Below are 22721 nucleotides of genomic sequence, written 5' to 3'. Positions count from 1 at the left end.
CATGAGCACGACCCCTTCAGGCGCCTGGAGCCCATTGCGCAACGCCACCTTCCGCATGCTGTGGATCGCCACCATCGCTTCCAACATCGGCACCTGGATGCACGAGGTGGGCGCCGGCTGGCTGATGACCACGCTGTCGGCCAGCCCGTTGCATGTGGCCCTGATCCAGGTAGCCGGCTCGCTACCAATGTTCTTCCTCGCCCTGCCGGCCGGCGCGGCGGCGGATATCGTCGACAAGCGCCGCTACCTGTTGCTGGTGCAACTGTGGATGTCTTCGGTGGCCGTGGTGCTGGCGGCCCTGACCCTGCTCGGGCTGATGAACGTCACCCTGCTGCTGGTGCTTACCCTGGCGCTGGGCATCGGCACGGCACTGATGATGCCGGCCTGGAGCGCGCTGACACCGGAGCTGGTGGGCAAGGACGACCTGGCCAACGCGGTGGCGCTTTCCAGTGTCGGTATCAATGTGTCGCGCGCCATCGGCCCGGCTTTGGCGGGCGTGGTGGTGAGCATGGTCGGCCCGTGGCTGACCTTCGCCCTGAATGCCATCTCGTTCGCCGGGGTGATTTTGGTGCTGTTCCTGTGGAAGCGCGAGGTGAAGGAGCTACTGCTGCCAGCCGAGCGCTTCGTCGGCGCCATGCGCACCGGGCTGCGTTTCGCGCGCAGTGCCAAACCCTTGCAGGCGGTGATATTGCGCGCCTTGGCTTTCTTTTTCTGCGCCAGCGCCGGCACCTCGCTGCTGCCGTTGATCGTGCGTGGCGAGATGCATGGCACCGCCGCCGATTTCGGCCTGCTGCTGGCGGCCATCGGCATCGGCGCGGTGGCCGGCGCCACCTTGCTGCCACGCCTGCGCGAACGCATCAGCCGCGACCGCCTGGTGCTGCTCGCCAGCCTGCTGTATGCCCTGTTCCTGCTGGCCCTGGCGCTGGTGCGCAACTTCTATGTGCTGCTGCCGGCAATGCTGCTCAGCGGCGCGGCGTGGATTGCCGTGCTGTCCAACCTGCAGGTGGCGGCGCAGACCTCGGTGCCGGCCTGGGTACGGGCGCGGGCGCTGTCGGTGTACATCCTGATCTTCTTTGGTGCCATGGCCAGTGGCGGGTTGCTGTGGGGCACGCTGGCCAGCCATGCAACGATCACCTTGAGCCTGCTGCTGGCCGCAGGAGGCCTGGCACTGGGCACGCTGCTGACCTGCAAGGTGACGCTGCCGGAAACCGCAGCCGAGGAGCTGACGCCGTCACTGCATTGGCCGGTGCCGCTGCTGAGCGACGACATGGACAAGGAAAGCGGGCCGGTGATGGTCACCGTGGAATACCACATCGACCCGGCCAAGGCCGAGGCGTTCCAGCAGGCAGCGCGGGAGCTGGAGGCGATGCGCAAGCGCAATGGCGCGTTGTCGTGGGGGTTGATGCGCGACAGTGCGGACCCGGCGTTGTGGCTGGAGTTCTTCTTCGAGGAATCGTGGCTGGAGCATTTGAGACATCACCACCGGGTAACCCGGGGTGAGCTGAAGATCGAGGCCAGGGTGCGGATGCTGCAGACCGATGGGGTGGAAGTGAAGATTCGGCATCTGTTGGCTGGAGCTGAGCACAAGGCTCACCATTGATGTTGGCCTCTCCGGCCCTATCGCCGGCAAGCCAGCTCCCACAAGGTCTCCACAGGTCCTGAGGGCTGTGCAGTACCTGTGGGAGCTGGCTTGCCGGCGATAGGGCCAGCACAGAAGGAACAAAAAAGGGGGCCAATAACTGGCCCCCCCTTTTTCACATCAGCTCAGCTTAGAAAGCAAAGCACGAACAACCCAACGCCCCCCAGAAGCCCTGGAAGTCATTCACCGGCACACTCGAATGCCGTGCCTTCTCATGGCTGTGCGCATGCACCCCGCAAGGCCCGACACACTGGTGCGCCACCGCTGCCAGCGACGGCGCGCCCACGCGCCAGTGGCCCGGCACCTTGGTCACCGGCGACCACTCCGGCAGCACCGGCACCTGGGGCGGCCCGAGTTTGTCGAATTCCGCCGCGCCATACACCACCTTGCCGTCGACCACCGTCAGCACCGACTCGATGCCCTTGATCGCCTCTTCATCGACACTGAAGAAGTCCAGCGACAGCGCCGCCAGGTCGGCCAGCTGGCCCACCTTGATCTGGCCTTTCTTGCCCTGCTCGCTGGAGAACCAGGCGCTGCCCTGGGTGAACAGCTGCAGCGCGGTGTCACGGCTGAGGCCTTCCGGGTACAGCTCCATGCCACCGACGGTCTTGCCGCTGACCAGCCAGTACAGCGAAGTCCACGGGTTGTAGCTGGACACGCGAGTGGCGTCGGTACCGGCGCCCACCGGCACGCCCATGTCGAGCATGCGCTTGATTGGCGGGGTCTGCTCGGCAGCCTTGGCACCGTAGCGGTCGACAAAATACTCACCCTGGAAGGCCATGCGGTCCTGGATGGCAATACCGCCGCCCAGCGCACGCACACGCTCGATGTTCTGCGGGGTGATGGTTTCGGCGTGGTCGAAGAACCACGGCAGGCCATTGAACGGGATTTCGCGGTTGACCTTCTCGAACACGTCGAGCATGCGCGTGATCGATTCGTTGTAGGTGGCATGCAGGCGGAACGGCCAGCGCTGCTCGACCAGGTGGCGTACCACCGGCTCCAGCTCTTGTTCCATGGTTTGCGGCAGGTCCGGGCGCGGTTCGAGGAAGTCCTCGAAGTCGGCGGCGGAGAACACCAGCATCTCGCCGGCGCCATTGTGGCGCAGGAAGTCGGTACCGCTGTGCAGCTTCACGCTGGAGGTCCACTTGCGGAAGTCGTCCAGCTCTTCCTTGGGCTTCTGGGTGAACAGGTTGTAGGCAATGCGCACAGTCAGCTGGTTGTTGTCGGCCAGCTCCTGGATCACCTGATAGTCGTCCGGGTAGTTCTGGTAGCCACCACCGGCATCGATGGCGCTGGTCAGGCCCAGGCGGTTGAGCTCGCGCATGAACTGGCGGGTGGAGTTGACCTGGTATTCCAGCGGCAGCTTCGGCCCCTTGGCCAGGGTGGCGTAGAGGATCATCGCGTTGGGGCGGGCGATGAGCATGCCGGTCGGGTTGCCGAACTTGTCACGCTGGATCTCGCCGCCCGGCGGGTTGGGCGTGTCCTTGGTGTAGCCGACGGCCTTGAGCGCGGCGCGGTTGAGCAGTGCGCGGTCATACAGGTGCAGCAGGAATACCGGGGTGTCAGGTGCGGCCTGGTTGATTTCCTCCAGGGTGGGCATGCGCTTTTCGGCGAACTGGAACTCGTTCCAGCCACCGACAACGCGCACCCACTGCGGGGTCGGCGTACGCGCAGCCTGGTCCTTGAGCATGCGCAGGGCATCGGCCACCGAAGGCACGCCTTCCCAGCGCAGTTCCAGGTTGTAGTTCAGGCCACCACGGATCAGGTGCAGGTGCGAGTCGTTCAGGCCGGGGATGACCGTGCGCTGCTTGAGGTCGATGATCTGCGTGGTGGCGCCCTTGTGGGCCATGGCTTCGGCGTCGTTGCCCACGGCGATGAAACGGCCATCCTTGATGGCGACGGCGGTCGCGGTGGGCTTTTCACGATCAACGGTGTGCAGTTTGCCGTTGAACAGAATCAGATCGGCGGTCATGGAACCTCCTTGGGTGGATGCGTGAGCGGAACCGGCGGAACCGGTAAAAGGCAATGCGGACCAGAGCGCGCCGGCGGCACCGAGCACGGTACTGGTGGCGAGGAACTGGCGACGGGTCTTGTCGTTGCGGTCCTGGGACATGGGGTTCTCCGTCTGGGTGCGGCAGCGGGCAGGCGCAACTGCGGAGCATGCCGGTTGGTGTAGGGGCAAGGCTTGGATGGATGTGCGGTGGGTGGTTGAAGGTTAGCCCTGTTCAGCATTTGTGCTGCCTGGGCTGGCCTCTTCGCGGGTGAACCCGCTCCCACAGGGACACCACAGGCCTGGAAGACTGTGATATCCCCTGTGGGAGCGGGTTTACCCGCGAATGCCCCAGCACAGTTACTTCTGAAGGAACGCCAGCAAGTCTTGATTGAGTTGCTGTGCATGAGTCACCGCAAACCCGTGCGGCGCCCCCGCGTACACCTTCAGCTCAGCCCCGCGAATCAGCTCCGCCGCCCGCTTACCGGTACTCTCGAACGGCACGATCTGGTCGTCGTCACCGTGGATCACCAGGGTTGGCACATCGATCTTGGCCATATCCGGGCGGAAGTCGGTTTCGGAGAACGCGGTCACGCAATCCAGGGTGCCCTTGATCGATGCCATCAGCGCAATGTTCAAGGTCTGGGTCTGCACACCCTGGGACACCTGCTGCCCATGGTTGATGCCATAGAACGGCGCGGCGAAATCGGCGATGAACTGCGCCCGGTCGGCACGCAGGCCGGCGCGGATACCCTCGAACACCGACAGGTCGACACCTTCAGGGTTGTCGTCACGCTTGCCGAACACCGGCGTCACCGCGCCCAGCAGCACTAGCCCGGCCACACGCTCGCTGCCGTGGCGGGCGACGTAGCGGCTGACGTCGCCGCCACCCATCGAGAAGCCCACCAAGGTCACATCGCGCAGGTCGAGGTGTTCGATCAGCTGGGCGATGTCATCGGCGAAGGTGTCGTAGTCGTAGCCGCTCCATGGCTGGCTCGAACGGCCGAAACCACGGCGGTCGAAGGCGATGGCGCGGTAGCCGCGGCTGGCCAGGAATTCCATCTGCGAATCCCACATGTCGGCATCCAGTGGCCAGCCGTGGCTGAACAGCACAGGTTTGCCGCTGCCCCAGTCCTTGAAGTAGATCGAAGTGCCATCGCGGGTAACGAACGTGCTCATGTCGGTATCTCCTTGAAAATGTCGAGGTAAAGGCCTGGCTCAGCCACGCAGCCAGTTGGCGCAGCGGCGGGTTACCCAAGGCATGATGTAGAACACCACGGGCAGGATGACGAACACATTGACGATCAGGTTGCCGGCAATCACACCGCCCAGCTGCGGGAAGCGTGCAAACAGCGGTGCCAGCAGTTGCGGAATGATCATGGTCATCGGGCAGATCACCAGGTAGGTCAGCAGCGCCTGTTTCCAGCGCGGCGGTTGCGCTGCCGTGGTGCCCGGGGTGCTATCAAGAACCTGGTGTTGCAGGCATACGGTTACCACTTCGCGGTTGTCTTGGAGTGCGGTGTTCATCAGCGTTCCTTGGGATGAGCTTGCCCGCATCCACTGTGCAACGGCGGACGGGCGCTGGATTGGACAGGTGTGCTGCCTTGCCGGGCACCGACTGGCGGTGCCCGGGGCGATCGGTTTACTTGCTGGCGTTGAAGGCGTTGTAGCTGGTGATCAGGTTGCGGTAGTCCGGGATGTGGTTGGAGCACAGCGCGGCCAGGCCTTCGATGTCGTTGCGCCAGTCGCGGTGCAGCTCACAGGCCACGCCGAACCAGGTCATCAGTTGCGCGCCGGCCTGGCTCATGCGGTCGTGAGCGGCGTCGCGGGTCATGGCGTTGAAGGTGCCGGAGGCATCGGTGACCACGAACACTTCGAACTCTTCTTCCAGGGCCGACAGCGCCGGGAAGGCTACGCACACTTCGGTCACCACGCCGGCGATGATCAGCTGCTTCTTGCCGGTGGCCTTCACCGCCTTGACGAAGTCCTCGTTGTCCCAGGCGTTGATCTGGCCTGGGCGGGCGATGTAGGGGGCGTCCGGGAACAGGGCTTTCAGTTCTGGTACCAGCGGGCCGTTCGGGCCTTGTTCGAAGCTGGTGGTGAGGATGGTCGGCAGGTTGAAGAACTTGGCCAGGTCGGCCAGGGCCAATACGTTGTTCTTGAACGCGTCCGGCTCGATGTCGCGGACCAGGGACAGCAGGCCAGCCTGGTGGTCGACCAGCAGGACAGCGGCGTCGTCTTTGTTCAGGCGGTTGTATTTGAAGTTGGTCATGGTCGTTGCTCCTAAGGGTTTTGATCTTTTCAGTAAGTTGGGTGTTTCGCGTTGATGGGAGAAGATTAAAACCATGACCTTTCTGGCGGTAGATAGCGGTTTTTGGCTCTAGCGTTCTGTTTTATGAACGATGGTTTTGTATGGGCTCGACCGGCCCTTTCGCGGCTAAAGCCGCTCCCACAGGGATTGCGCTGGATTTGAATCGTGCGCAGTACCTGTGGGAGCGGCTTTAGCCGCGAATAGGCCGGCACAGGCCCCATTGCCTGCCCGGCCAACCTGCTCTATTACTACCCACAGCCCTCCCCTCACCCGAGACCACCATGCTGGCGTTCATCCAGTCATACCCGTTGTTGCTCGGCACCGCCCTGATCCTGCTCGACCTCGTGCTTTGGCAACTGATCCCTCTCCAGCACCGGGCCTGGCGCATCGGCGCGCGGCTGGTGCTGTTCCTGCTGTTCAGCTCGGTGCTGGTGGCTGCCGGCATGAGCCCGCTGCAACCACCACCCTGGCCCGATGATGTCTCGCGCAACCTGATCGCCACGGTACTGGCGATCGGCTGGTGGCTGTTCGGCGCACGCACGGTGACGGTGGTGTTCGGCCTGTTGCTGGTGGCCCGCGGCAGCCATGGCGGGCGTTTGCTGCAGGATGTGCTGGGGGCGCTGATCTTCCTGGCTGCCGTGGTCGCTGCCGCAGGCTATGTGTTGCAGTTGCCGGTCAAGGGCCTGCTGGCCACATCGGGGGTAATGGCCATCGTCATCGGCCTGGCGCTGCAGAGCACACTGGCCGACGTGTTCAGTGGCATCATCCTGAACACCACGCGGCCGTATCAGATTGGCGACTCGATCTCCATCGACAGCACCGAAGGCAAGGTGCTGGAAATCGACTGGCGTGCCACCCGCCTGCTCACCAGCACCGGCAGCCTGGCGGTGATCCCCAACTCGGTGGCGGCCAAGGCCCGGCTGCTCAACCACAGCCGCCCGGCCGATGTGCACGGAGTGTCGGTCAGCGTGGTGGTACCGGCCAAGGTGCGGCCCAAACGGGTGTTCGATGCTCTGGAAAAAGCCTTGCAAGGCGTCAGTGCCATCCTGGCTACACCAAGACCAAAGGTGACGGTGAAAGCCTCGACGCTGGAATCAGTGGAATACGAAGCCAGTGGCTTCGTGGCCGATGCGGGCGCCAAGGGCGACGCGCGCAACCAGCTGTTCGACCTGGCCCACCGGCACCTGGAGGCCAGCGGGGTAATGTGGAACACCGACCTGGCCATGCCACCACGCAGCCGCCAGCGCGAGGTGCTGGACGAGGTGCGGGTGTTCCGCTCGCTGAGCGCGGAAGAGCGCGATGCGCTTAGCCAGCGCATGACGGCGGTGGAATACCTGGCCGACCAGGTAATCCTGGGCGTGGGCGAGCATTCCGATCATTTGCTGGTGATTGGCAGCGGGGTGGTTTCGGCGTCGATTCGCGATGGCGACAAGCTGGTCGAAGCAGGACGCATGGGGCCGGGCGAGGTGCTGGGAATCGAAGGAATCATCGACGAAGAGGAATCGCTGGCCGAGTTCCGCACGCTGACCGGTTGCGTGCTGTATCGGATCGACAAGGAACAGGTGAAGAGCTGCCTGGTGCAACGCGGCGATGTGCAGACGGCCTTGAGCAAGTTGCAACGGTTTCGGCGGCAGAGCCGGGAGTCGTTGTTGCTGCAGAAGCCGGTTTCGATCAAGAAGGGCGGCTTTCTCAGCTGGTTGCACAAGTAAGCCTGTGCCGGCCTCTTCGCGGGTAAACCCGCTCCCACAGAGACCGCGCAAATTCAGAACGCTGCGCAGTACCTGTGGGAGCGGGTTTACCCGCGAAGAGGCCAGTATTTACAACACAACTCTCAAACATTGCCCCGCGTGGTACAGCGAGAACCCGGACTCATAGAACGCCGTCCGCAGCGAGGGCGCACTCACGCCCTTCATCGGCGAAAACGGAATCGGCAGGCTGCCCGCCTCCCCCTTCAGCAGGAACTCGGCAAACGCCCGGCCAATCACGGTCCCGGTAGTATTACCCCGCCCGTTGTACCCGGTCACCGCCACCAGCCCCGGCGCCGGCTCGAACAGGCGCATCAGGTGGTCTGGGGTGAAGTCGATGCAGCCGGTCCAGTGCATTTCCCACTCGACCTTGCCCAGCTCCGGGTAATAGTGGCTCTGGATGCGGTCGGCCCAGCTGCGCACGAACCAGGCCGGCTTGTTGTCGACCCGGCCCAGGCTGCCGAGCAGCAGGCGGCCCTGGTCGTCGCGACGGATGCTGCTGAGCACGGTGCGGGTGTCCCACGAGCCTTGGCCATGTGGCAGCACCTTGTCGGCTGCAGCACCCTGCAACGGCTTGGATGCCACCTGGTAGTAGTAGCCACGGAAGAACTGCTTCTGCAGGTTGCTCCAGTCGCCTTCGGTGTAGGCGCCGGTGGAAATCACCACCTTGTCGGCGCGCACCGAACCACGTGCGGTCTTCACCCGCCAGGCATCGCCGTCACGCTCCAGGCCTTCGACCGAAGACTGCTGGAACAGCTTGCCACCCAGGCGTGCCACCGCTGCGGCCAGGCCCTGGGTGTAGCCCATGGGGTTGATGGTGCCGGCGCGGCGGTCGAGCAGCGCGGCGGAAATCTTGTCGGTGCCGCAGTATTCCTGGCATTGGGCGCCGGTCAGCAGCTCCACATCGGCACCACGGCGGCGCCATTGTTCGTGGCGGGCCTCGAGGTCGGCGATACCGGTGGCGTTGTGCGCCATGTGCAGCGTGCCTTTGTGCTGGGCCTGGCAGTCGATGCCAAGGCGTTCGATCATGGCGAACACTTCGGCCGGGGCTTCGCCGAGCACCTGGTTCAGGCGGCTGCCCTGCTGCAGGCCAAGGGTGGCCTCGACATCGTCGGGGCGGATCCAGGTGCCGGCGTTGACCAGGCCGACGTTGCGCCCGGAGCCACCGTGACCGATCTTCCAGGCCTCCAGCAGGATCACCGACTTGCCCTGTTCGAGCAGGTGGATGGCCGCCGACAGACCGGTAATGCCGCCACCGATCACGCAGACATCGGCCTTGTGCTCACCGGCCAGGGCCTGGGCGGCGACGGTCGGTTTGCTGACGAATTCCCACAAGCATTCTTGACGCAGTTCGGACATGGCCCGGCTCCAGCAATTTGTTCTTGTTTGGGGCCGTTGTGCGGCCCATTCGCGGGTAAACCCGCTCCCACAGGTGCATCACAGGTTTCAAAAACTGTGTTGTACCTGTGGGAGCGGGTTTACCCGCGAACCGGGGGCCAGGCCCCCGGCCATGCAGCATCAGCCGATCAGTCGAACACGATACCCTGCGCCAGCGGCAGTTCGCGCGAGTAGTTCACGGTGTTGGTCTGGCGACGCATGTAGCCTTTCCAGGCATCCGAACCGGACTCACGGCCACCGCCAGTCTCCTTCTCGCCACCGAAAGCACCGCCGATCTCGGCGCCGCTGGTGCCGATGTTGACGTTGGCGATGCCGCAGTCGCTGCCCGAGGCGCTCTGGAAGCGTTCGGCCTCACGGATGTCGGTGGTGAAGATGCACGACGACAGGCCTTGTGGCACTTCGTTGTTCAGGCGCAGGGCCTCTTCGAAGTCGTCGTAGGCCAGCACGTACAGGATCGGGGCGAAGGTTTCGTGGCGCACCACGTCGCTCTGCGCCGGCATTTCGGCGATGGCAGGCGATACGTAGTAGGCGTTCGGGTACTGGTCGGCCAGCTGACGCTCACCACCAAATACCTGGCCACCTTCGTCGCGGGCCTTGGCCAGCGCGCCCTGCATGGCGTCGAACGACTGCTTGTCGATCAGCGGGCCCACCAGGTTGTCCTTGCGTGGGTCACCGATGCGCACCTTGCCGTAGGCGGCTTTGACACGGGCAACCACTTCGTCCTTGATCGAACGGTGCACGATCAGGCGGCGCAGGGTGGTGCAACGCTGGCCGGCGGTGCCGACTGCGGAGAACAGGATGCCACGCACGGCCAGGTCGAGGTCGGCGCTCGGGGCCAGGATCATGGCGTTGTTGCCGCCCAGTTCGAGGATGCTGCGGCCGAAGCGGGCAGCCACACGTGGGCCGACTTCGCGCCCCATGCGGGTGCTGCCGGTGGCGCTGACCAGCGGTACGCGCGGGTCGTCGACCATGGCTTCGCCGGCTTCACGGCCGCCGATTACCAGTTGTGCCAGGCCAGCCGGGGCATCACCAAAGGCTTTCAGGGCTTTTTCGAACAGCGCCTGGCAGGCCAGGGCGGTCAGCGGGGTCTTCTCGGACGGTTTCCATACCACCGAGTTACCGGCGACCAGGGCCAGGGCGGTGTTCCAGGCCCAGACTGCGACCGGGAAGTTGAAGGCGCTGATCACGCCGACCACGCCCAGCGGGTGCCAGGTTTCACGCATGTGGTGGCCAGGGCGCTCGGAAGCGATGGTCAGGCCGTACAGCTGGCGCGACAGGCCAACGGCGAAGTCGCAGATGTCGATCATTTCCTGCACTTCGCCCAGGCCTTCCTGGGTGATCTTGCCGGCTTCGATCGAAACCAGCTCGCCGAGGTCGGCCTTGTGCTCACGCAGCACTTCGCCGAACAGGCGCACCAGCTCGCCGCGGCGCGGGGCCGGCACGCTGCGCCAGGCTTCGAAGGCGCTCTGGGCCTGATCGATGCGGGCGATGGTCTCGGCCTTGCCGAGCAGTTTCACCGAGGCGATCTGGCTGCCGTCGATCGGCGTGTGAACAGGGTAGTCGCCCTGGGTGTAAGCCTCGGCAGCAACGCCAAGGCGCTCGAGCAGTCCAGCAACCATTTGTGCATCTCCTACATCGGGTGATGGGGTGGAAAAATGATGTGGATCAGTATTAATCCGATCACACCGGTGCAACAAACGACCTTTATTCCGCATATCATTCCGTCAGGTAATGATTTGAGCCGCAGAGACCGCTATGTCCAAACGCCTGGTGCCCTCCATGACCGCCCTGCAGTGCTTCGAAGCTGCAGCCCGCCATTTGAGCTTTACCCGTGCCGCCGAAGAGCTGCACCTGACCCAGAGCGCGGTCAGCAAGCAGGTGGCGCAGCTTGAAGACATGCTGCGCCACCACCTGTTCCTGCGTATCCGCCGCCGCCTGCAGCTGACGCCGGCGGGCAGCCTGTACCTGGCCGAGGTCAACAAGATCCTCACCCAGGTGGACATGTCCAGCCGCTACGTGCTCACCTACGGCGAGCAGACCGAGATATTGAAGGTAGCCACTCAGCCGAGTTTTGGCGTGCGCTGGTTGATCCCGCACCTCAAGGGCTTTGGCAAGCGCCACAGCAACATCCACCTGGACATCCGCAACGAGATGGAACCGTTCGCCCTGCTGCAGGGCTCGGCGGACGTGGTGTTCTTCTATGGCCAGGGCACCTGGCCGGGGGCCACCTGCGTTGAGCTGTTCGGTGAGGAGGTGGTGCCAGTGTGCGCGCCGGAGTTGCTGGCCGGGCGTGAACTGAACGATGCCGGGGAGCTGGCCGAACTGGTGCTGCTGCAGAGCACCTCGCGGCCAGAAGCCTGGCACGAGTGGTTCCTGGAGCTGGGCTTGCAGAGCGTCAGCGCCTACCACGGGCCGCGCTTCGATACCTTCTACATGGCCTTGAGCGCGGCGCAGGCCGGGTGCGGGGTGGCGTTGGTGCCGCGCTACCTGGCGGAGAAGGAGCTGGCCGAGGGGAGTTTGGTGGTGCCGTGGAACCATGCGATGCGCAGTGCCGGGGCGCATTACCTGGCGTATGCCGAGCATGCGGCGGAGGTGCCCAAGGTAAGGGCGTTGGTGGAATGGATTCGTGAGCAGCTATCGACCTGAGGGCCTCTTCGCGGGCGTGCCCGCGAAAGGACCCTTGAGGTCGATCAAAAAAGGAATGACACACTCACTTTTTTTCGCTTGTGAGCAAAGTGCATTCCCAGCTTTCATGTAAGCGTCCGAACCCAACCAGGAAGCTAGCGATGCCCGCCCACGATTTCGTCAGCCCCGACAGCATCCGCGCGCAGTTCTCTGCCGCCATGTCGCTCATGTACAAACAGGAAGTGCCCCTGTACGGCACGCTGCTGGAGCTGGTGAGCGAAATCAACCAGCAGGTCATGGCCCAGCAACCCGAGGTTGCCGAGGCCCTGCGCTGGACCGGCGAAATCGAGCGCCTTGATCAGGAGCGCCACGGCGCCATCCGTGTGGGCACCGCCGCAGAGCTGGCCACCATCGCCCGGTTGTTCGCGGTCATGGGCATGCAGCCAGTCGGCTACTACGACCTCAGTTCCGCTGGCGTGCCGGTGCATTCCACCGCCTTCCGCGCGGTGCACGAGCAGTCGCTGCATGTCAGCCCGTTCCGCGTGTTCACCTCGCTGCTGCGCCTGGAACTGATCGACAACCCGCAACTGCGCGAGCTGGCAGAGAGCATCCTGGCCAAGCGCCAGATCTTCACCGCACGTGCCCTCGAACTGATCGCCCAATGCGAGCGCGATGGTGGCCTGAACGCCGCCGATGCCGAAGCGTTCGTGCAGGAAGCGCTGCACACCTTCCGCTGGCACCATGACGCCACCGTCACTGCCGAGCAGTACCAGCAGTTGCACGACCAGCACCGCCTGATCGCCGATGTGGTGGCCTTCAAGGGCCCGCACATCAACCACCTGACCCCGCGCACCCTGGACATCGATGCAATCCAGCTTGGCATGCCGGCCAAGGGCATCCCGCCAAAGGCCGTGGTCGAAGGCCCACCCACCCGCCGCCACCCGATCCTGTTGCGCCAGACCAGCTTCAAGGCCCTGCAGGAAAAGGTCGCGTTCAGCGATCAGCAGGGCAGCGAAGGCAGCCATACCGCGCGCTTCGGCGAAATCGAGCAACGCGGTGCGGCGCTGACGCCGAAAGGTCGCCAGCTGTACGACAAGCTGCTCGACGCCACCCGCGCCGCCCTGGGTGGCGCCCCGGCCGAGGCCAATGCCGAACGCTACATGGCGTTGCTGAAGGACACATTTGCCGAGTTCCCGGATGACCTGGCACAGATGCGTGAACAAGGGCTGGCCTACTTCCGCTACTTCGCCACCGAAAAAGGCCTGGCTGCGCGCGACCAGGACGGCCGCCCGACCACACTGGAAGGGCTGATCGAGGCTGGCCATGTGCACTTCGAGGCGTTGGTGTACGAGGACTTCCTGCCGGTGAGCGCGGCGGGGATCTTCCAGTCCAACCTGGGTGACGATGCGCAGGCCGAGTACGGCAGCAACGCCAACCGCGATGCGTTCGAAGCGGCGCTGGGGCTGCAGGTGCAGGATGAGCTGGCGCTGTATGCGCAGAGCGAGCGTCGGTCGCTGCAGGCGTGTGCACAGGCTTTGAACCTGGGCTCGATGTAAGGCATTGCGGCCTCTTCGCGGGTAAACCCGCTCCCACAGGTACAGTGCAGTCCTTGAGGCCAGCGCTGTCCTGTGGAAGCTTCGGCGCAGGCCTTGAGGCCAGTACTGTACCTGGGAAAGGTTCGATGCAGGCTTTCAGGCCTGCGCTGTACCTGTGGGAGCGGGTTTACCCGCGAAGAGGCCGGTACAGGCGATCAAAGGGCCGGCAGGATCTGCACATTCGGCAAATCCATCGCCGCCACCTCCTCTTCCAGAAACGCGCTCAAACGCCGCAACCGCTCGCCCCCTGGCCGAGTGCGCGGCCACACCAGGTAATAATCCATCCCGCTGGGCACCGCCGTCGGCCAAGGCAGGCTCAAGCGCCCCTGCGCCACATCTTCGGCCACCATCAGCAAATCACCCATGGAAATGCCATAGCCACGCGCCGCGGCAATCATGCCCAGCTCCAGGGTGTCGAACACCTGCCCGCCCTTGAGCGAAACCTTGTCACTCAACCCCATGCGCTCCAACCACTCCCGCCAGTCGCGCTTGTCCACCGTGGGGTGCAGCAGCTCGATGCAGGCCAGCCGACGCTCGTCCCAGGGTTCTTCGTCGAGCAGGTCTGGCGCACCCACGGGGATCAGCAGCTCCGGGAACAACCTGCGCACTTCCCATTCCGGCGGGAACACCCCGTCGCTGAGCAACACCGCGCAATCGAACGGCTCCTGGTTGAAGTCCACATGGTCGACATCCATCCAGGCGCTGGTCAGCTGCACTTCGTTGCCAGGCTGCAAGTGGCGAAAGCGGCTAAGGCGCGCCAGCAACCAGCGCATGGTCAGGGTCGAGGGGGCCTTCATGCGCAGGATGTCATCCTCACCGCGCAAGGTATCGCAAGCCCGTTCCAGCGCGGCAAAGCCTTCACGCACACCGGGCAGCAACACCCGCGCCGCTTCGGTCAGTTGCAGGCTGCGGCCGCTGCGCACGAACAGGCGGCAGGCAAAATGCTCCTCCAGCGTGCGGATATGCCGGCTGACCGCGCTCTGGGTAATCGACAGCTCTTCGCCGGCACGGGTGAAGGAGCTTAGCCGCGCGGCGGCTTCGAATGCGCGCAGGGCATACAGCGGGGGGAGCTGACGGGACATGAGGCACCTGCCATACGGGGCTGTGAAATGAATCACCGGGAAGCATATATACATGAGTCAGACTCATGCCAATGATCGCTTTTATCCTTTTGTGCAAAGTTGACCAAAGCCTCAGAATCGCCCTTCGTTGATCACCCCAGGAAAAGGACTGCCCCCATGCATGTCGCGCCCACCACAGAACTCAAGGCTTTGCTGCGCCTGGCCGGGCCGCTGATCGCCTCGCAGTTGGCGCACATGCTGATGGTGCTGACCGATACCCTGATGATGGCCCGCATCAGCCCGCAAGCCCTGGCTGGCGGCGGCCTGGGCGCGGCGAGCTACTCGTTCGTGTCGATCTTCTGCCTTGGCGTGATCGCTGCGGTCGGCACCCTGGTGGCCATTCGCAAGGGCGCCAACGACATCGAGGGCGCCACCCGCCTGGCGCAGGGTGGCCTGTGGCTGGCCTGGGGCCTGGCGCTGTTCGCTGCGCTGGTGCTGTGGAACCTTGAGCCGGTACTGCTGCTGTTCGGGCAAAAGCCCGAGAACGTTGCCTCGGCCGCCGAATTCCTCACCCTGCTGCCACTGGCCCTGCCCGGCTACCTGACCTTCATGGCCTTGCGCGGCTTCACCAGCGCGCTGGGCCGCTCGACCCCGGTGATGGTCATCAGCCTGGTCGGCACGGTGCTCAACTACCTGTTCAACGTGGCGTTGATCGAAGGCATGTTCGGCCTGCCCAAGCTGGGCCTGATGGGTATCGGCCTGGTCACCGCGGTGGTGTCGATGGGCATGGCCATTGCCTTGGCGCTGTATATCCGCTGGCACCCGGCCTATGCCGCCTACCCACTGCGCAAGGGCCTGTCGCGCCCTTCGCTGCCGGCCCTGCGCGAGCTGTGGCGGCTGGGCCTGCCGATTGGCGGCACCTACATGGTGGAAGTCGGCCTGTTCGCCTTCGCCGCGCTGTGCATGGGCGTGCTGGGCAGCACCGAGCTGGCGGCGCACCAGATCGCCCTGCAGATCGTCTCCACGGCGTTCATGGTGCCGACCGGGTTGTCGTATGCGGTGACCATGCGCGTGGGGCTGTACTACGGCGCCGGCAACCTGCTGGCGGCGCGCAGTGCCGGGCGGGTGGGCATCGGCTTCGGGGCGATGATCATATTTGCCTTCGCCGCGCTGTTCTGGCTGCTGCCCGATGCGCTGGTGGGGCTGTTCATCGACCGTGACGACCCGGCATTTGCGGCGATCTTCCAGCTGGCGGTGCAGTTGCTGATGGTGGCTGCGTGGTTCGAGCTGTTCGATGGCATGCAGACGATCGCGATGGGCTCGATCCGTGGGCTGAAGGATGCCAAGACCACCTTCCTGATCGGCCTGGTGTGCTACTGGCTGGTGGGGGCGCCGAGCGCCTGGCTGTTCACCTTTACCCTGGGTGGTGGCGCGGTCGGGGTGTGGTGGGGGCTGGCGTTGGGGCTGGCGTGTGCGGCGGTGGCACTGACCTTTGGCTTTGAGTGGCGCATGAAGCGGCTTTTGGGCAAGGCCGGGATTGGTGGAGCAGCGACGGCTTCGGCCTGACTTGCGGGCCTCTTCGCGGGTAAACCCGCTCCCACAGGGACTGCGCAGGGTCTGAATACTGTGCAAAGCCTGTGGGAGCGGGTTCACCCGCGAAAGGGCCCTAAAGGGCTGTGCCCAACTGGCAGCCGGTCGCCTGCAGCAAGAACTCCATCAACTCCCCCACCGGCAGCGGCTTGCTGACCAGGAAGCCTTGAACCTGGTCACAGCCAAACCCGCGCAGCAACGCCATCTGCTCTTCGCTCTCCACCCCTTCGGCCACCACCTCCAGGTTGAGGTTGTGCGCCAGGTTGATCATGGCGTGCACCAGCTTGCGGTTCTCCTCGCGCATTTCCATTTCCGCGACAAAGCTGCGGTCCACCTTGAGCAAGGTGATCGGCAGGCTGTTGAGGTGCACGAACGAAGAGAACCCGGTACCGAAATCATCGAGCGAAAAGCGCACGCCCAGACGCCCCAGGGCGTCCATGGTCTGGCGCACCAGTTCGTTGCGGCGCATCACCGCCGTTTCGGTCAGTTCGAACTCGAGCCAGCGGGCATCCACGCCATGTTCGAGAATCAGGCGGCTCAAGGTCGCCAGCAACTGGCTGTCCTGGAACTGGCGGAAGCTCAGGTTGACCGCCATGTGCAGCGGCTCCAGGCCGCGCTCGCACAGCGCCTGCATGTCGCGCAGGGCACGGGAAATCACCCAGTAGCCCAGCGGCACGATCAGGCCGCTCTGCTCGGCCAGCGGCACGAACTCGCTGGGCGGCAACAGGCCGCGCTCGGCATGCCGCCAGCGCACCAGCGCCTCAAGGCCGACGATGCGCCCGTCGGCCAGGTTCAACCGCGGCTGATAATGCAGCTCCAGCTCGTCCCGGCGCAGGGCGCGGCGCAGTTCGCTTTCCAGGTCGGCAAGGCTGCGGGCGTTGCGGTTGATGCGTTCGTTGAACACATGGAAAGTGCAACCCTGGCTGCCCTTGGCCTGGCGCATGGCGATGTGCGCGTGCCACATCAGCGGGTCGGCACCACCCTGAGCGCGGGCATGGGCCAGGCCCAGGCTGCAGCCCAGCAGCAGGCTTTCGCCGTCGATCCAGTAGGGTTCGGCCAACGCCTCGACAATCCGCTCGGCAATCGATTCGGCACGATTGGGGTCGCGTCGGGTGTCGATCAGCAGGGCGAACTCGTCGCTGCCCAGGCGCGCCAGCTGGTCACCCGCTTCCAGTTGCTGTTTCAGGCGCGCCACCACCTGCAGGATCAGGCGGTCACCACTCTGGTGACCGAGGGCATCGTTGACGTGGCGGAAGTTGTCCAGGTCCAGGTGGCCGAGGGCAAGGCCACGGCCGTCGTTCTCGGCCAGCCGCGCGGTCAGCAAGGCCTGGAAGCCCTGGCGGTTGGCGATGCCGGTCAGCGGGTCCTGCTCGGCCAGGCGCTGCAAGGTGGCCACCAGCACGCCGCGCTCACGCACATGGCGCAGCGAGCGGCGCAATGTGTCGGCATTGAGCTGGTCACGCACCAGCCAGTCGCTGACAGCGGTGGGCGCTACCTGGGGCTCGTGGTCGAGCAGCAGGATGGTCGGCAACTCGCAGCGCCCGGGCGCGGGCTGCAGGGCCGGGGTTGCCAGCACGACAGCCTGGCGGTCCTGGTTGAACAGGCTGTCGACCGACTCCCAGTTCGGCGCCGTCAGCAGCACGGCGCTGCCACCCAGTGCAGGCGTGCACTCGCGTAGCAGCGCACCCCATTCCGGCTCATCGGCCAACAGCAGCAAACGCAATGGTTCGACAGGCGTGGACAAGCGGGCTCCTTAGGGCTTCACGGTGCAACGGAAACTGCCAGGTATGCTACTGCATTAATGAAAATGATTTTCAATTTAATACATGTTTTTACGGGTGTAGCATCCCGACGTATTTTGTCGTGCATCCTGCGCGAAACTGCGCCAGCCGGCAAATCCCGTTTACATATTTGACTCAGACGTCAGACGGTCGCGCCACAAACGCCCCATGCCTGTTAGAATGCGCGGCTATTTTCTGGCGACCCCCGGTTTCTAGCATGTCCCGACTCAATCCCCGGCAGCAGGAAGCCCGTGACTATGTCGGCGGCCCTCTTTTGGTGCTCGCCGGTGCAGGCTCGGGCAAGACCAGCGTGATCACGCGCAAGATTGCCCACCTCATCCAGAACTGCGGCATCCGTGCCCAGTACATCGTGGCGATGACCTTCACCAACAAGGCCGCGCGCGAGATGAAGGAGCGGGTCGGTACCCTGCTGCGCCCGGGGGAAGGCCGTGGCCTGACGGTGTGCACGTTCCACAACCTGGGCTTGAACATCATCCGCAGGGAGCACGAGCGCCTGGGCTACAAGCCGGGTTTCTCGATCTTCGACGAGTCCGACATCAAGGCGTTGCTGTCGGACATCATGCAGAAGGAATACTCCGGCGACGACGGCATCGACGAGATCAAGAACATGATCGGTGCCTGGAAGAACGACCTGATCCTGCCCGCCGAAGCCCTGGAGAAGGCGCGCAACCCGCGCGAGCAGACCGCAGCCATCGTCTACACCCACTACCAGCGCACGCTCAAGGCGTTCAACGCGGTGGACTTCGACGACTTGATCCTGCTGCCGGTCAAGCTGTTCCAGGAACACCCCGATGTGCTGGAGCGCTGGCAGAACCGCGTGCGTTACCTGCTGGTGGACGAATACCAGGACACCAACGCCAGCCAGTACCTGCTGGTGAAGATGCTGATCGGCATGCGCAACCAGTTCACCGTGGTAGGCGACGACGACCAGTCGATCTACGCCTGGCGTGGCGCCCGGCCGGAAAACCTGATGCTGCTCAAGGAGGACTACCCCTCCCTGAAAGTGGTGATGCTGGAGCAGAACTACCGCTCCACCAGCCGCATCCTGCGCTGCGCCAACGTGCTGATCGCCAACAACCCGCACGCGTTCGAGAAGCAGCTGTGGAGCGAGATGGGCGTGGGCGACGAGATCCGCGTCATCCGCTGCAAGAACGAGGAAGCCGAGGCCGAACGCGTGGCCATGGAAATCCTCACCCTGCACCTGCGCACCAACCGCCCGTACAGCGACTTTGCCATCCTCTACCGCGGCAACTACCAGGCCAAGCTGATCGAACTGAAGCTGCAGCACCACCAGGTGCCGTATCGCCTCTCGGGCGGCAACAGCTTCTTCGGCCGCCAGGAGGTCAAGGACCTGATGGCCTACCTGCGCCTGCTGGTGAACCCGGACGATGACAACGCCTACCTGCGGGTGATCAACGTACCGCGCCGCGAAATCGGCTCCACCACCCTGGAAAAGCTCGGCAACTACGCCACCGAGCGCGGTATTTCGATGTACGCCGCCAGCGAGGAGCTTGGCCTGGGCGAGCATCTGGACGCCCGCTATACCGAGCGTTTGCAGCGCTTCAAGCACTGGCTGGACGGGGTGCGCCACAAGGTTGCCCTGGAAGACCCGATTGCCGCGCTGCACGAGATGATCCGCGATATCGACTACGAGAACTGGATCCGCCAGCAGACCGCCAGCGACAAGGCTGCCGAGTTCCGCATCAGCAACGTCTGGTTCCTGGTCGAAGCGCTGAAGAACACCCTCGAGAAAGACGAAGAGGGTGACATGACCATCGAGGACGCCATCGGCAAGCTGGTGCTGCGCGACATGCTCGAGCGCCAGCAGGAAGAGGAAGAGAACGCCGAAGGTGTGCAGATGATGACCCTGCATGCCTCCAAGGGCCTGGAATTCCCCTACGTGTTCATCATGGGCATGGAAGAGGAAATCCTCCCGCACCGCTCCAGCATCGAGGCCGACACCATCGAAGAGGAACGCCGCCTGGCCTACGTGGGCATCACCCGCGCGCGCCAGACCCTGGCCTTCACCTTCGCCGCCAAGCGCAAGCAGTACGGTGAAATCATCGACTGCACGCCCAGCCGGTTCCTCGACGAACTGCCACCGGACGACCTGGCCTGGGAAGGCCTGGACGATGCGCCGGTCGAGGTAAAGGCCGCACGGGGCAACAATGCCCTGGCCGATATCCGGGCAATGCTCAAACGCTGATCAACCATTACTCTTTAACTTTGCCGCTATTTGCGGCCACCTTTGCTACATCGAGGAAAACAAAGTGGAAGCACTGCATCAGAAGATTCGCGAAGAAGGCATCGTGCTTTCCGATCAGGTTCTCAAAGTCGACGCGTTTCTCAACCACCAGATCGATCCGGCGCTGATGCAGCTGATCGGTGACGAGTTCGCCCGCCTGTTCGCCGACGCGGGCGTGACCAAGATCGTCACCATCGAAGCCTCGGGCATTGCCCCGGCGGTGATGACAGGCCTGAAGCTGGGCGTGCCGGTGATCTTCGCCCGCAAGCACCAGTCGCTGACCCTGACCGAGAACCTGCTGACCGCCTCGGTGTATTCCTTCACCAAGCAGACCGAGAACACCGTGGCCATCTCGCCGCGTCACCTCAACAGCAGCGACCGCGTGCTGGTGATCGACGACTTCCTGGCCAACGGCAAGGCGTCGCAGGCCCTGATCTCGATCATCAAGCAGGCCGGCGCCACCGTGGCCGGCCTGGGTATCGTGATCGAAAAGTCGTTCCAGGGCGGCCGTGCCGAGCTGGACAGCCAGGGCTATCGCGTTGAGTCGCTGGCCCGGGTGAAGTCGCTGGAAGGTGGTGTGGTGTCCTTCATCGAATAAGGCCGCTACGCGATCTCTGTGGGAGCGGGTTTACCCGCGAAGGCGATTTGGGATGCGCCATCGCATTCGCGGGTAAACCCGCTCCCACAGGGGACAGTATGTCCGAGCGCTTATTTTGCAGCCTGTAAGCCCGCCAGCAGCAACCGCTGGTAAAGCTCTTCCTTCAGCCCCTGCGGCTGATCCAGTTGCATCCGCGCAAGATGCCTCGCATACCCCTCTGGCCCCGGCGCATCCAGCGCTGCCTTGCCCAGCTCCAGCACCTCGCTCAGCTTGAACTTGCTCTTCAACCAGTTCAGTGCCCGCAGCAAATCCCGCTCTTCAGCCGTAAAGTCCGTGCCCAGCGGATACTCCGGGAACAACCGCGAGTGCCGCGCCCTGATCGCCTCCAGCCGCTGCGGCGTATTGTCGGTAAAGCACGCCTCCAGTTGAAAGTCTTTGGCCAGCTTGCCGGCATCCTTTGCCTGCTCGATCAGCCCCTGCTGGAACCGCGAATCACATACCGCCAGCAACCGCGCAATCACCTCGCTGTCGGTCTGCCCACGCAGGTCGGCGATGCCGTACTCGGTCACCACGATATCGCGCAGGTGCCGGGGGATGGTGCAATGGCCATAGTTCCAGAACAGGTTCGAGGTTACCTCCCCGCCCGCCTCACGCCAGCTGCGCAGCAGCAGGATCGAACGCCCGCCCTCCAGCGCATGGCCCTGGGCGACGAAGTTGTACTGCCCGCCCACGCCACTGAGTACCCGGCCATCCTCCAGCTGGTCGGCCACCCCGGCGCCGAGCAGGGTCATGCCGAATACGGTATTGATGAAGCGGGCATCACGGCGTTGGCGGCGCTTGAGTTCCTCCTGCCCGTACAGCTCGTTGATGAAGCTGATACGGGTCATGGCAAACCTTGCGCGCTGTTCCAGCGGCATGTCGCGCAAGCGCTGGTAGAACGCCTGGGGGCCGAGGAAGAAACCGCCATGCAGCACTGCCGCCCCCTGCTCGTCCGCCGGGCGCCGCAACAGGCCCGCTTCGGCCAGCGCCAGCAAGCCGTTGACGAACATCTCACTGCAGCCGTACAGGCCTTGGGCGAAGGTATCGAGGCCCCCTTCCCGTTCGGTCAGCGCTTGCCACGAGCCAGCACCCAGCGCGTCGAGCACGGCACGATAACCGGCGTTGTCACCCTGGCGCGCCAGCAATGCGGCAGCTACCGCATCGCCCATGGCACCAATGCCGATCTGTAGCGTGCCGCCGTCGCGAACCAGGCTGCTGGCGTGCAGGCCGATGCAGTGGTCCTGGGTGTTGACCGGCATGTTCGGCGTGGAGAACAGGCGGCGTTGCTCGGCTGTATCGATCAGCAGGTCGAACGTATCGATGGGTAGCTCGGCGTCACCCGGCATATAAGGCAGCTCGGCATGCACCTGGCCGAGCATGAGGATGGTCTCGCCGGCGACGCGGCGCTTGGCGATCATCGGCAGCAGGTCGAGGGTGATGTCGGGGTTGCAGGCCAGGCTCAGGTGCACCGGCCTCTCGGGGGTGGCGGCCACCAGCTGCGCGATCAGGTTCAGGCCCTTGGCATTGATGTCGCGTGCGGCGTGGCTGTAGTTGCTGCTGATGTAGCTCTGCTGGGCCGACGCGCTGTGCAGCAGGCTGCCCGGCTGCATGAAGAACTGTTCGACGCGAATGTTGGATGGCAACGTGTCGTTGCGCAGGTCGGTGAGGTAGGCGAGTTCTTCGTAGTCGGCGAAAACGCGTTCGACAAAGGGTTCGAGAAATCGCCGTTGCAAACCGTCACCCAGTGACGGGCGTCCGAGGGACAGGGCCGTGTAGATGGTCAGCTGCCGTTCGGGCAGCTCGCGGATGCGGGCGTAAAGCGCATTGACGAAGGCGTTGGGCTTGCCCAGGCCCAGCGGCAGGCCCATGTGGATATGGGCTGGCAGGCGCGACAGGACTTGCTCGACGGCCTGGTCGATGGAGCAGAGGTGCATCGGGGCCTCCTGAGACATCCATGGGTTCAGGGGTTGGACATGGGCTTTGGTGGGTTGGTTGCCCGTGCCGGCCTCTTCGCGGCTAAAGCCGCTCCCACAGAGACCTCACCGCCCTTGAGTCCTGTGCTGTACCTGTGAGTTCCCACAGG

The 22721-nt window shown here is 64.2% G+C and carries 16 protein-coding genes; 7 read left to right on the top strand and 9 right to left on the bottom strand.

The features are described 5' to 3' along the window. Position 1 precedes the first annotated feature (1 nt). Positions 2-1600: an MFS transporter gene (locus tag CAG00_RS11260; protein WP_085664286.1), complete on the top strand. Its 1599-nt coding sequence runs from the start codon at positions 2-4 to the stop codon at positions 1598-1600. Positions 1601-1769: 169 nt separating this feature from the next. Here CAG00_RS11260 and CAG00_RS11255 read toward each other — a convergent pair whose 3' ends face one another. From CAG00_RS11255 to ycaC, 4 genes are all read right to left on the bottom strand, one after another. Further along, a complete protein-coding gene (locus CAG00_RS11255; RefSeq protein ID WP_176240880.1) occupies positions 1770-3611 on the bottom strand; it encodes an amidohydrolase in 1842 nt (613 codons plus the stop codon). Positions 3612-3989: 378 nt separating this feature from the next. Then, a complete protein-coding gene (locus CAG00_RS11250; protein WP_085664284.1) occupies positions 3990-4808 on the bottom strand; it encodes an alpha/beta fold hydrolase in 819 nt (272 codons plus the stop codon). A gap of 39 nt (positions 4809-4847) precedes the next feature. Next, positions 4848-5156 carry a hypothetical protein gene (locus tag CAG00_RS11245; protein WP_085664283.1) on the bottom strand — a complete coding sequence of 103 codons (309 nt, stop codon included), beginning with the start codon at positions 5154-5156 and terminating at the stop codon, positions 4848-4850. Between the two features lie 115 nt (positions 5157-5271). Further along, on the bottom strand, positions 5272-5901 hold the full coding sequence (ycaC, locus tag CAG00_RS11240) for an isochorismate family cysteine hydrolase YcaC (protein WP_015272313.1): 630 nt from the start codon (positions 5899-5901) through the stop codon (positions 5272-5274). A 320-nt stretch (positions 5902-6221) separates the two neighbouring features. Here ycaC and CAG00_RS11235 point away from each other — a divergent pair, with 320 nt between their 5' ends. Then, positions 6222-7649 carry a mechanosensitive ion channel family protein gene (locus CAG00_RS11235; protein WP_085664282.1) on the top strand — a complete coding sequence of 476 codons (1428 nt, stop codon included), beginning with the start codon at positions 6222-6224 and terminating at the stop codon, positions 7647-7649. A 108-nt stretch (positions 7650-7757) separates the two neighbouring features. On the opposite strand, the gene CAG00_RS11230 is transcribed toward CAG00_RS11235, so the two are convergent. Further along, the gene (locus CAG00_RS11230; protein ID WP_085664281.1) at positions 7758-9044 is read right to left on the bottom strand and encodes an FAD-binding oxidoreductase; all 1287 of its coding nucleotides are present in this window, start codon (positions 9042-9044) and stop codon (positions 7758-7760) included. Between the two features lie 167 nt (positions 9045-9211). After that, a complete protein-coding gene (locus CAG00_RS11225) occupies positions 9212-10702 on the bottom strand; it encodes an aldehyde dehydrogenase family protein (RefSeq protein ID WP_003253547.1) in 1491 nt (496 codons plus the stop codon). 136 nt (positions 10703-10838) lie between these two features. Between CAG00_RS11225 and CAG00_RS11220 the strand changes: the two genes are divergently transcribed. Both CAG00_RS11220 and CAG00_RS11215 read left to right on the top strand, forming a co-directional pair. After that, positions 10839-11729 carry a LysR family transcriptional regulator gene (locus CAG00_RS11220; protein WP_085664280.1) on the top strand — a complete coding sequence of 297 codons (891 nt, stop codon included), beginning with the start codon at positions 10839-10841 and terminating at the stop codon, positions 11727-11729. A gap of 140 nt (positions 11730-11869) precedes the next feature. After that, positions 11870-13264 (top strand): VOC family protein, encoded by a 1395-nt coding sequence (locus tag CAG00_RS11215; RefSeq protein ID WP_025341095.1) that lies wholly within the window; start codon positions 11870-11872, stop codon positions 13262-13264. A gap of 194 nt (positions 13265-13458) precedes the next feature. On the opposite strand, the gene CAG00_RS11210 is transcribed toward CAG00_RS11215, so the two are convergent. Next, positions 13459-14385, bottom strand: coding sequence for a LysR substrate-binding domain-containing protein (locus CAG00_RS11210; protein ID WP_085664279.1), 927 nt, complete (start codon positions 14383-14385; stop codon positions 13459-13461). A gap of 156 nt (positions 14386-14541) precedes the next feature. On the opposite strand from CAG00_RS11210, the gene CAG00_RS11205 reads away from it, so the two are divergent. Continuing rightward, on the top strand, positions 14542-15930 hold the full coding sequence (locus CAG00_RS11205) for a NorM family multidrug efflux MATE transporter (RefSeq protein WP_085664278.1): 1389 nt from the start codon (positions 14542-14544) through the stop codon (positions 15928-15930). A 100-nt stretch (positions 15931-16030) separates the two neighbouring features. Here the strand turns inward: CAG00_RS11205 and CAG00_RS11200 are convergent, their stop codons facing one another. After that, complete coding sequence (locus CAG00_RS11200; protein WP_085664277.1) at positions 16031-17698, bottom strand: bifunctional diguanylate cyclase/phosphodiesterase; 1668 nt, start codon at positions 17696-17698, stop codon at positions 16031-16033. A 254-nt stretch (positions 17699-17952) separates the two neighbouring features. Between CAG00_RS11200 and rep the strand changes: the two genes are divergently transcribed. Then, on the top strand, positions 17953-19962 hold the full coding sequence (rep, locus tag CAG00_RS11195; RefSeq protein WP_025341098.1) for a DNA helicase Rep: 2010 nt from the start codon (positions 17953-17955) through the stop codon (positions 19960-19962). Positions 19963-20026: 64 nt separating this feature from the next. After that, positions 20027-20599 carry a xanthine phosphoribosyltransferase gene (locus tag CAG00_RS11190; protein ID WP_003253535.1) on the top strand — a complete coding sequence of 191 codons (573 nt, stop codon included), beginning with the start codon at positions 20027-20029 and terminating at the stop codon, positions 20597-20599. Positions 20600-20709: 110 nt separating this feature from the next. Here CAG00_RS11190 and CAG00_RS11185 read toward each other — a convergent pair whose 3' ends face one another. After that, positions 20710-22572: an acetyl-CoA hydrolase/transferase C-terminal domain-containing protein gene (locus CAG00_RS11185; protein ID WP_085664276.1), complete on the bottom strand. Its 1863-nt coding sequence runs from the start codon at positions 22570-22572 to the stop codon at positions 20710-20712. Between the last annotated feature and the right edge of the window lie 149 nt (positions 22573-22721).

Origin of the sequence: Pseudomonas sp. B5(2017), assembly GCF_002112825.1 — a bacterium.
Lineage (GTDB): Bacteria > Pseudomonadota > Gammaproteobacteria > Pseudomonadales > Pseudomonadaceae > Aquipseudomonas > Aquipseudomonas putida_Z.
The sequence above is the reverse complement of the archived record's forward strand: the minus strand, read 5'-3'. Positions and strand labels throughout refer to the sequence as shown.

Coding starts and splice junctions, on each gene's coding strand:
- CAG00_RS11260 (WP_085664286.1), top strand. CDS start 2: ATGAGCACGACCCCTTCAGGCGCCTGGAGCCCATTGCGCAACGCCACC.
- CAG00_RS11255 (WP_176240880.1), bottom strand. CDS start 3,611: ATGACCGCCGATCTGATTCTGTTCAACGGCAAACTGCACACCGTTGAT.
- CAG00_RS11250 (WP_085664284.1), bottom strand. CDS start 4,808: ATGAGCACGTTCGTTACCCGCGATGGCACTTCGATCTACTTCAAGGAC.
- CAG00_RS11245 (WP_085664283.1), bottom strand. CDS start 5,156: ATGAACACCGCACTCCAAGACAACCGCGAAGTGGTAACCGTATGCCTG.
- ycaC (WP_015272313.1), bottom strand. CDS start 5,901: ATGACCAACTTCAAATACAACCGCCTGAACAAAGACGACGCCGCTGTC.
- CAG00_RS11235 (WP_085664282.1), top strand. CDS start 6,222: ATGCTGGCGTTCATCCAGTCATACCCGTTGTTGCTCGGCACCGCCCTG.
- CAG00_RS11230 (WP_085664281.1), bottom strand. CDS start 9,044: ATGTCCGAACTGCGTCAAGAATGCTTGTGGGAATTCGTCAGCAAACCG.
- CAG00_RS11225 (WP_003253547.1), bottom strand. CDS start 10,702: ATGGTTGCTGGACTGCTCGAGCGCCTTGGCGTTGCTGCCGAGGCTTAC.
- CAG00_RS11220 (WP_085664280.1), top strand. CDS start 10,839: ATGTCCAAACGCCTGGTGCCCTCCATGACCGCCCTGCAGTGCTTCGAA.
- CAG00_RS11215 (WP_025341095.1), top strand. CDS start 11,870: ATGCCCGCCCACGATTTCGTCAGCCCCGACAGCATCCGCGCGCAGTTC.
- CAG00_RS11210 (WP_085664279.1), bottom strand. CDS start 14,385: ATGTCCCGTCAGCTCCCCCCGCTGTATGCCCTGCGCGCATTCGAAGCC.
- CAG00_RS11205 (WP_085664278.1), top strand. CDS start 14,542: ATGCATGTCGCGCCCACCACAGAACTCAAGGCTTTGCTGCGCCTGGCC.
- rep (WP_025341098.1), top strand. CDS start 17,953: ATGTCCCGACTCAATCCCCGGCAGCAGGAAGCCCGTGACTATGTCGGC.
- CAG00_RS11185 (WP_085664276.1), bottom strand. CDS start 22,572: ATGCACCTCTGCTCCATCGACCAGGCCGTCGAGCAAGTCCTGTCGCGC.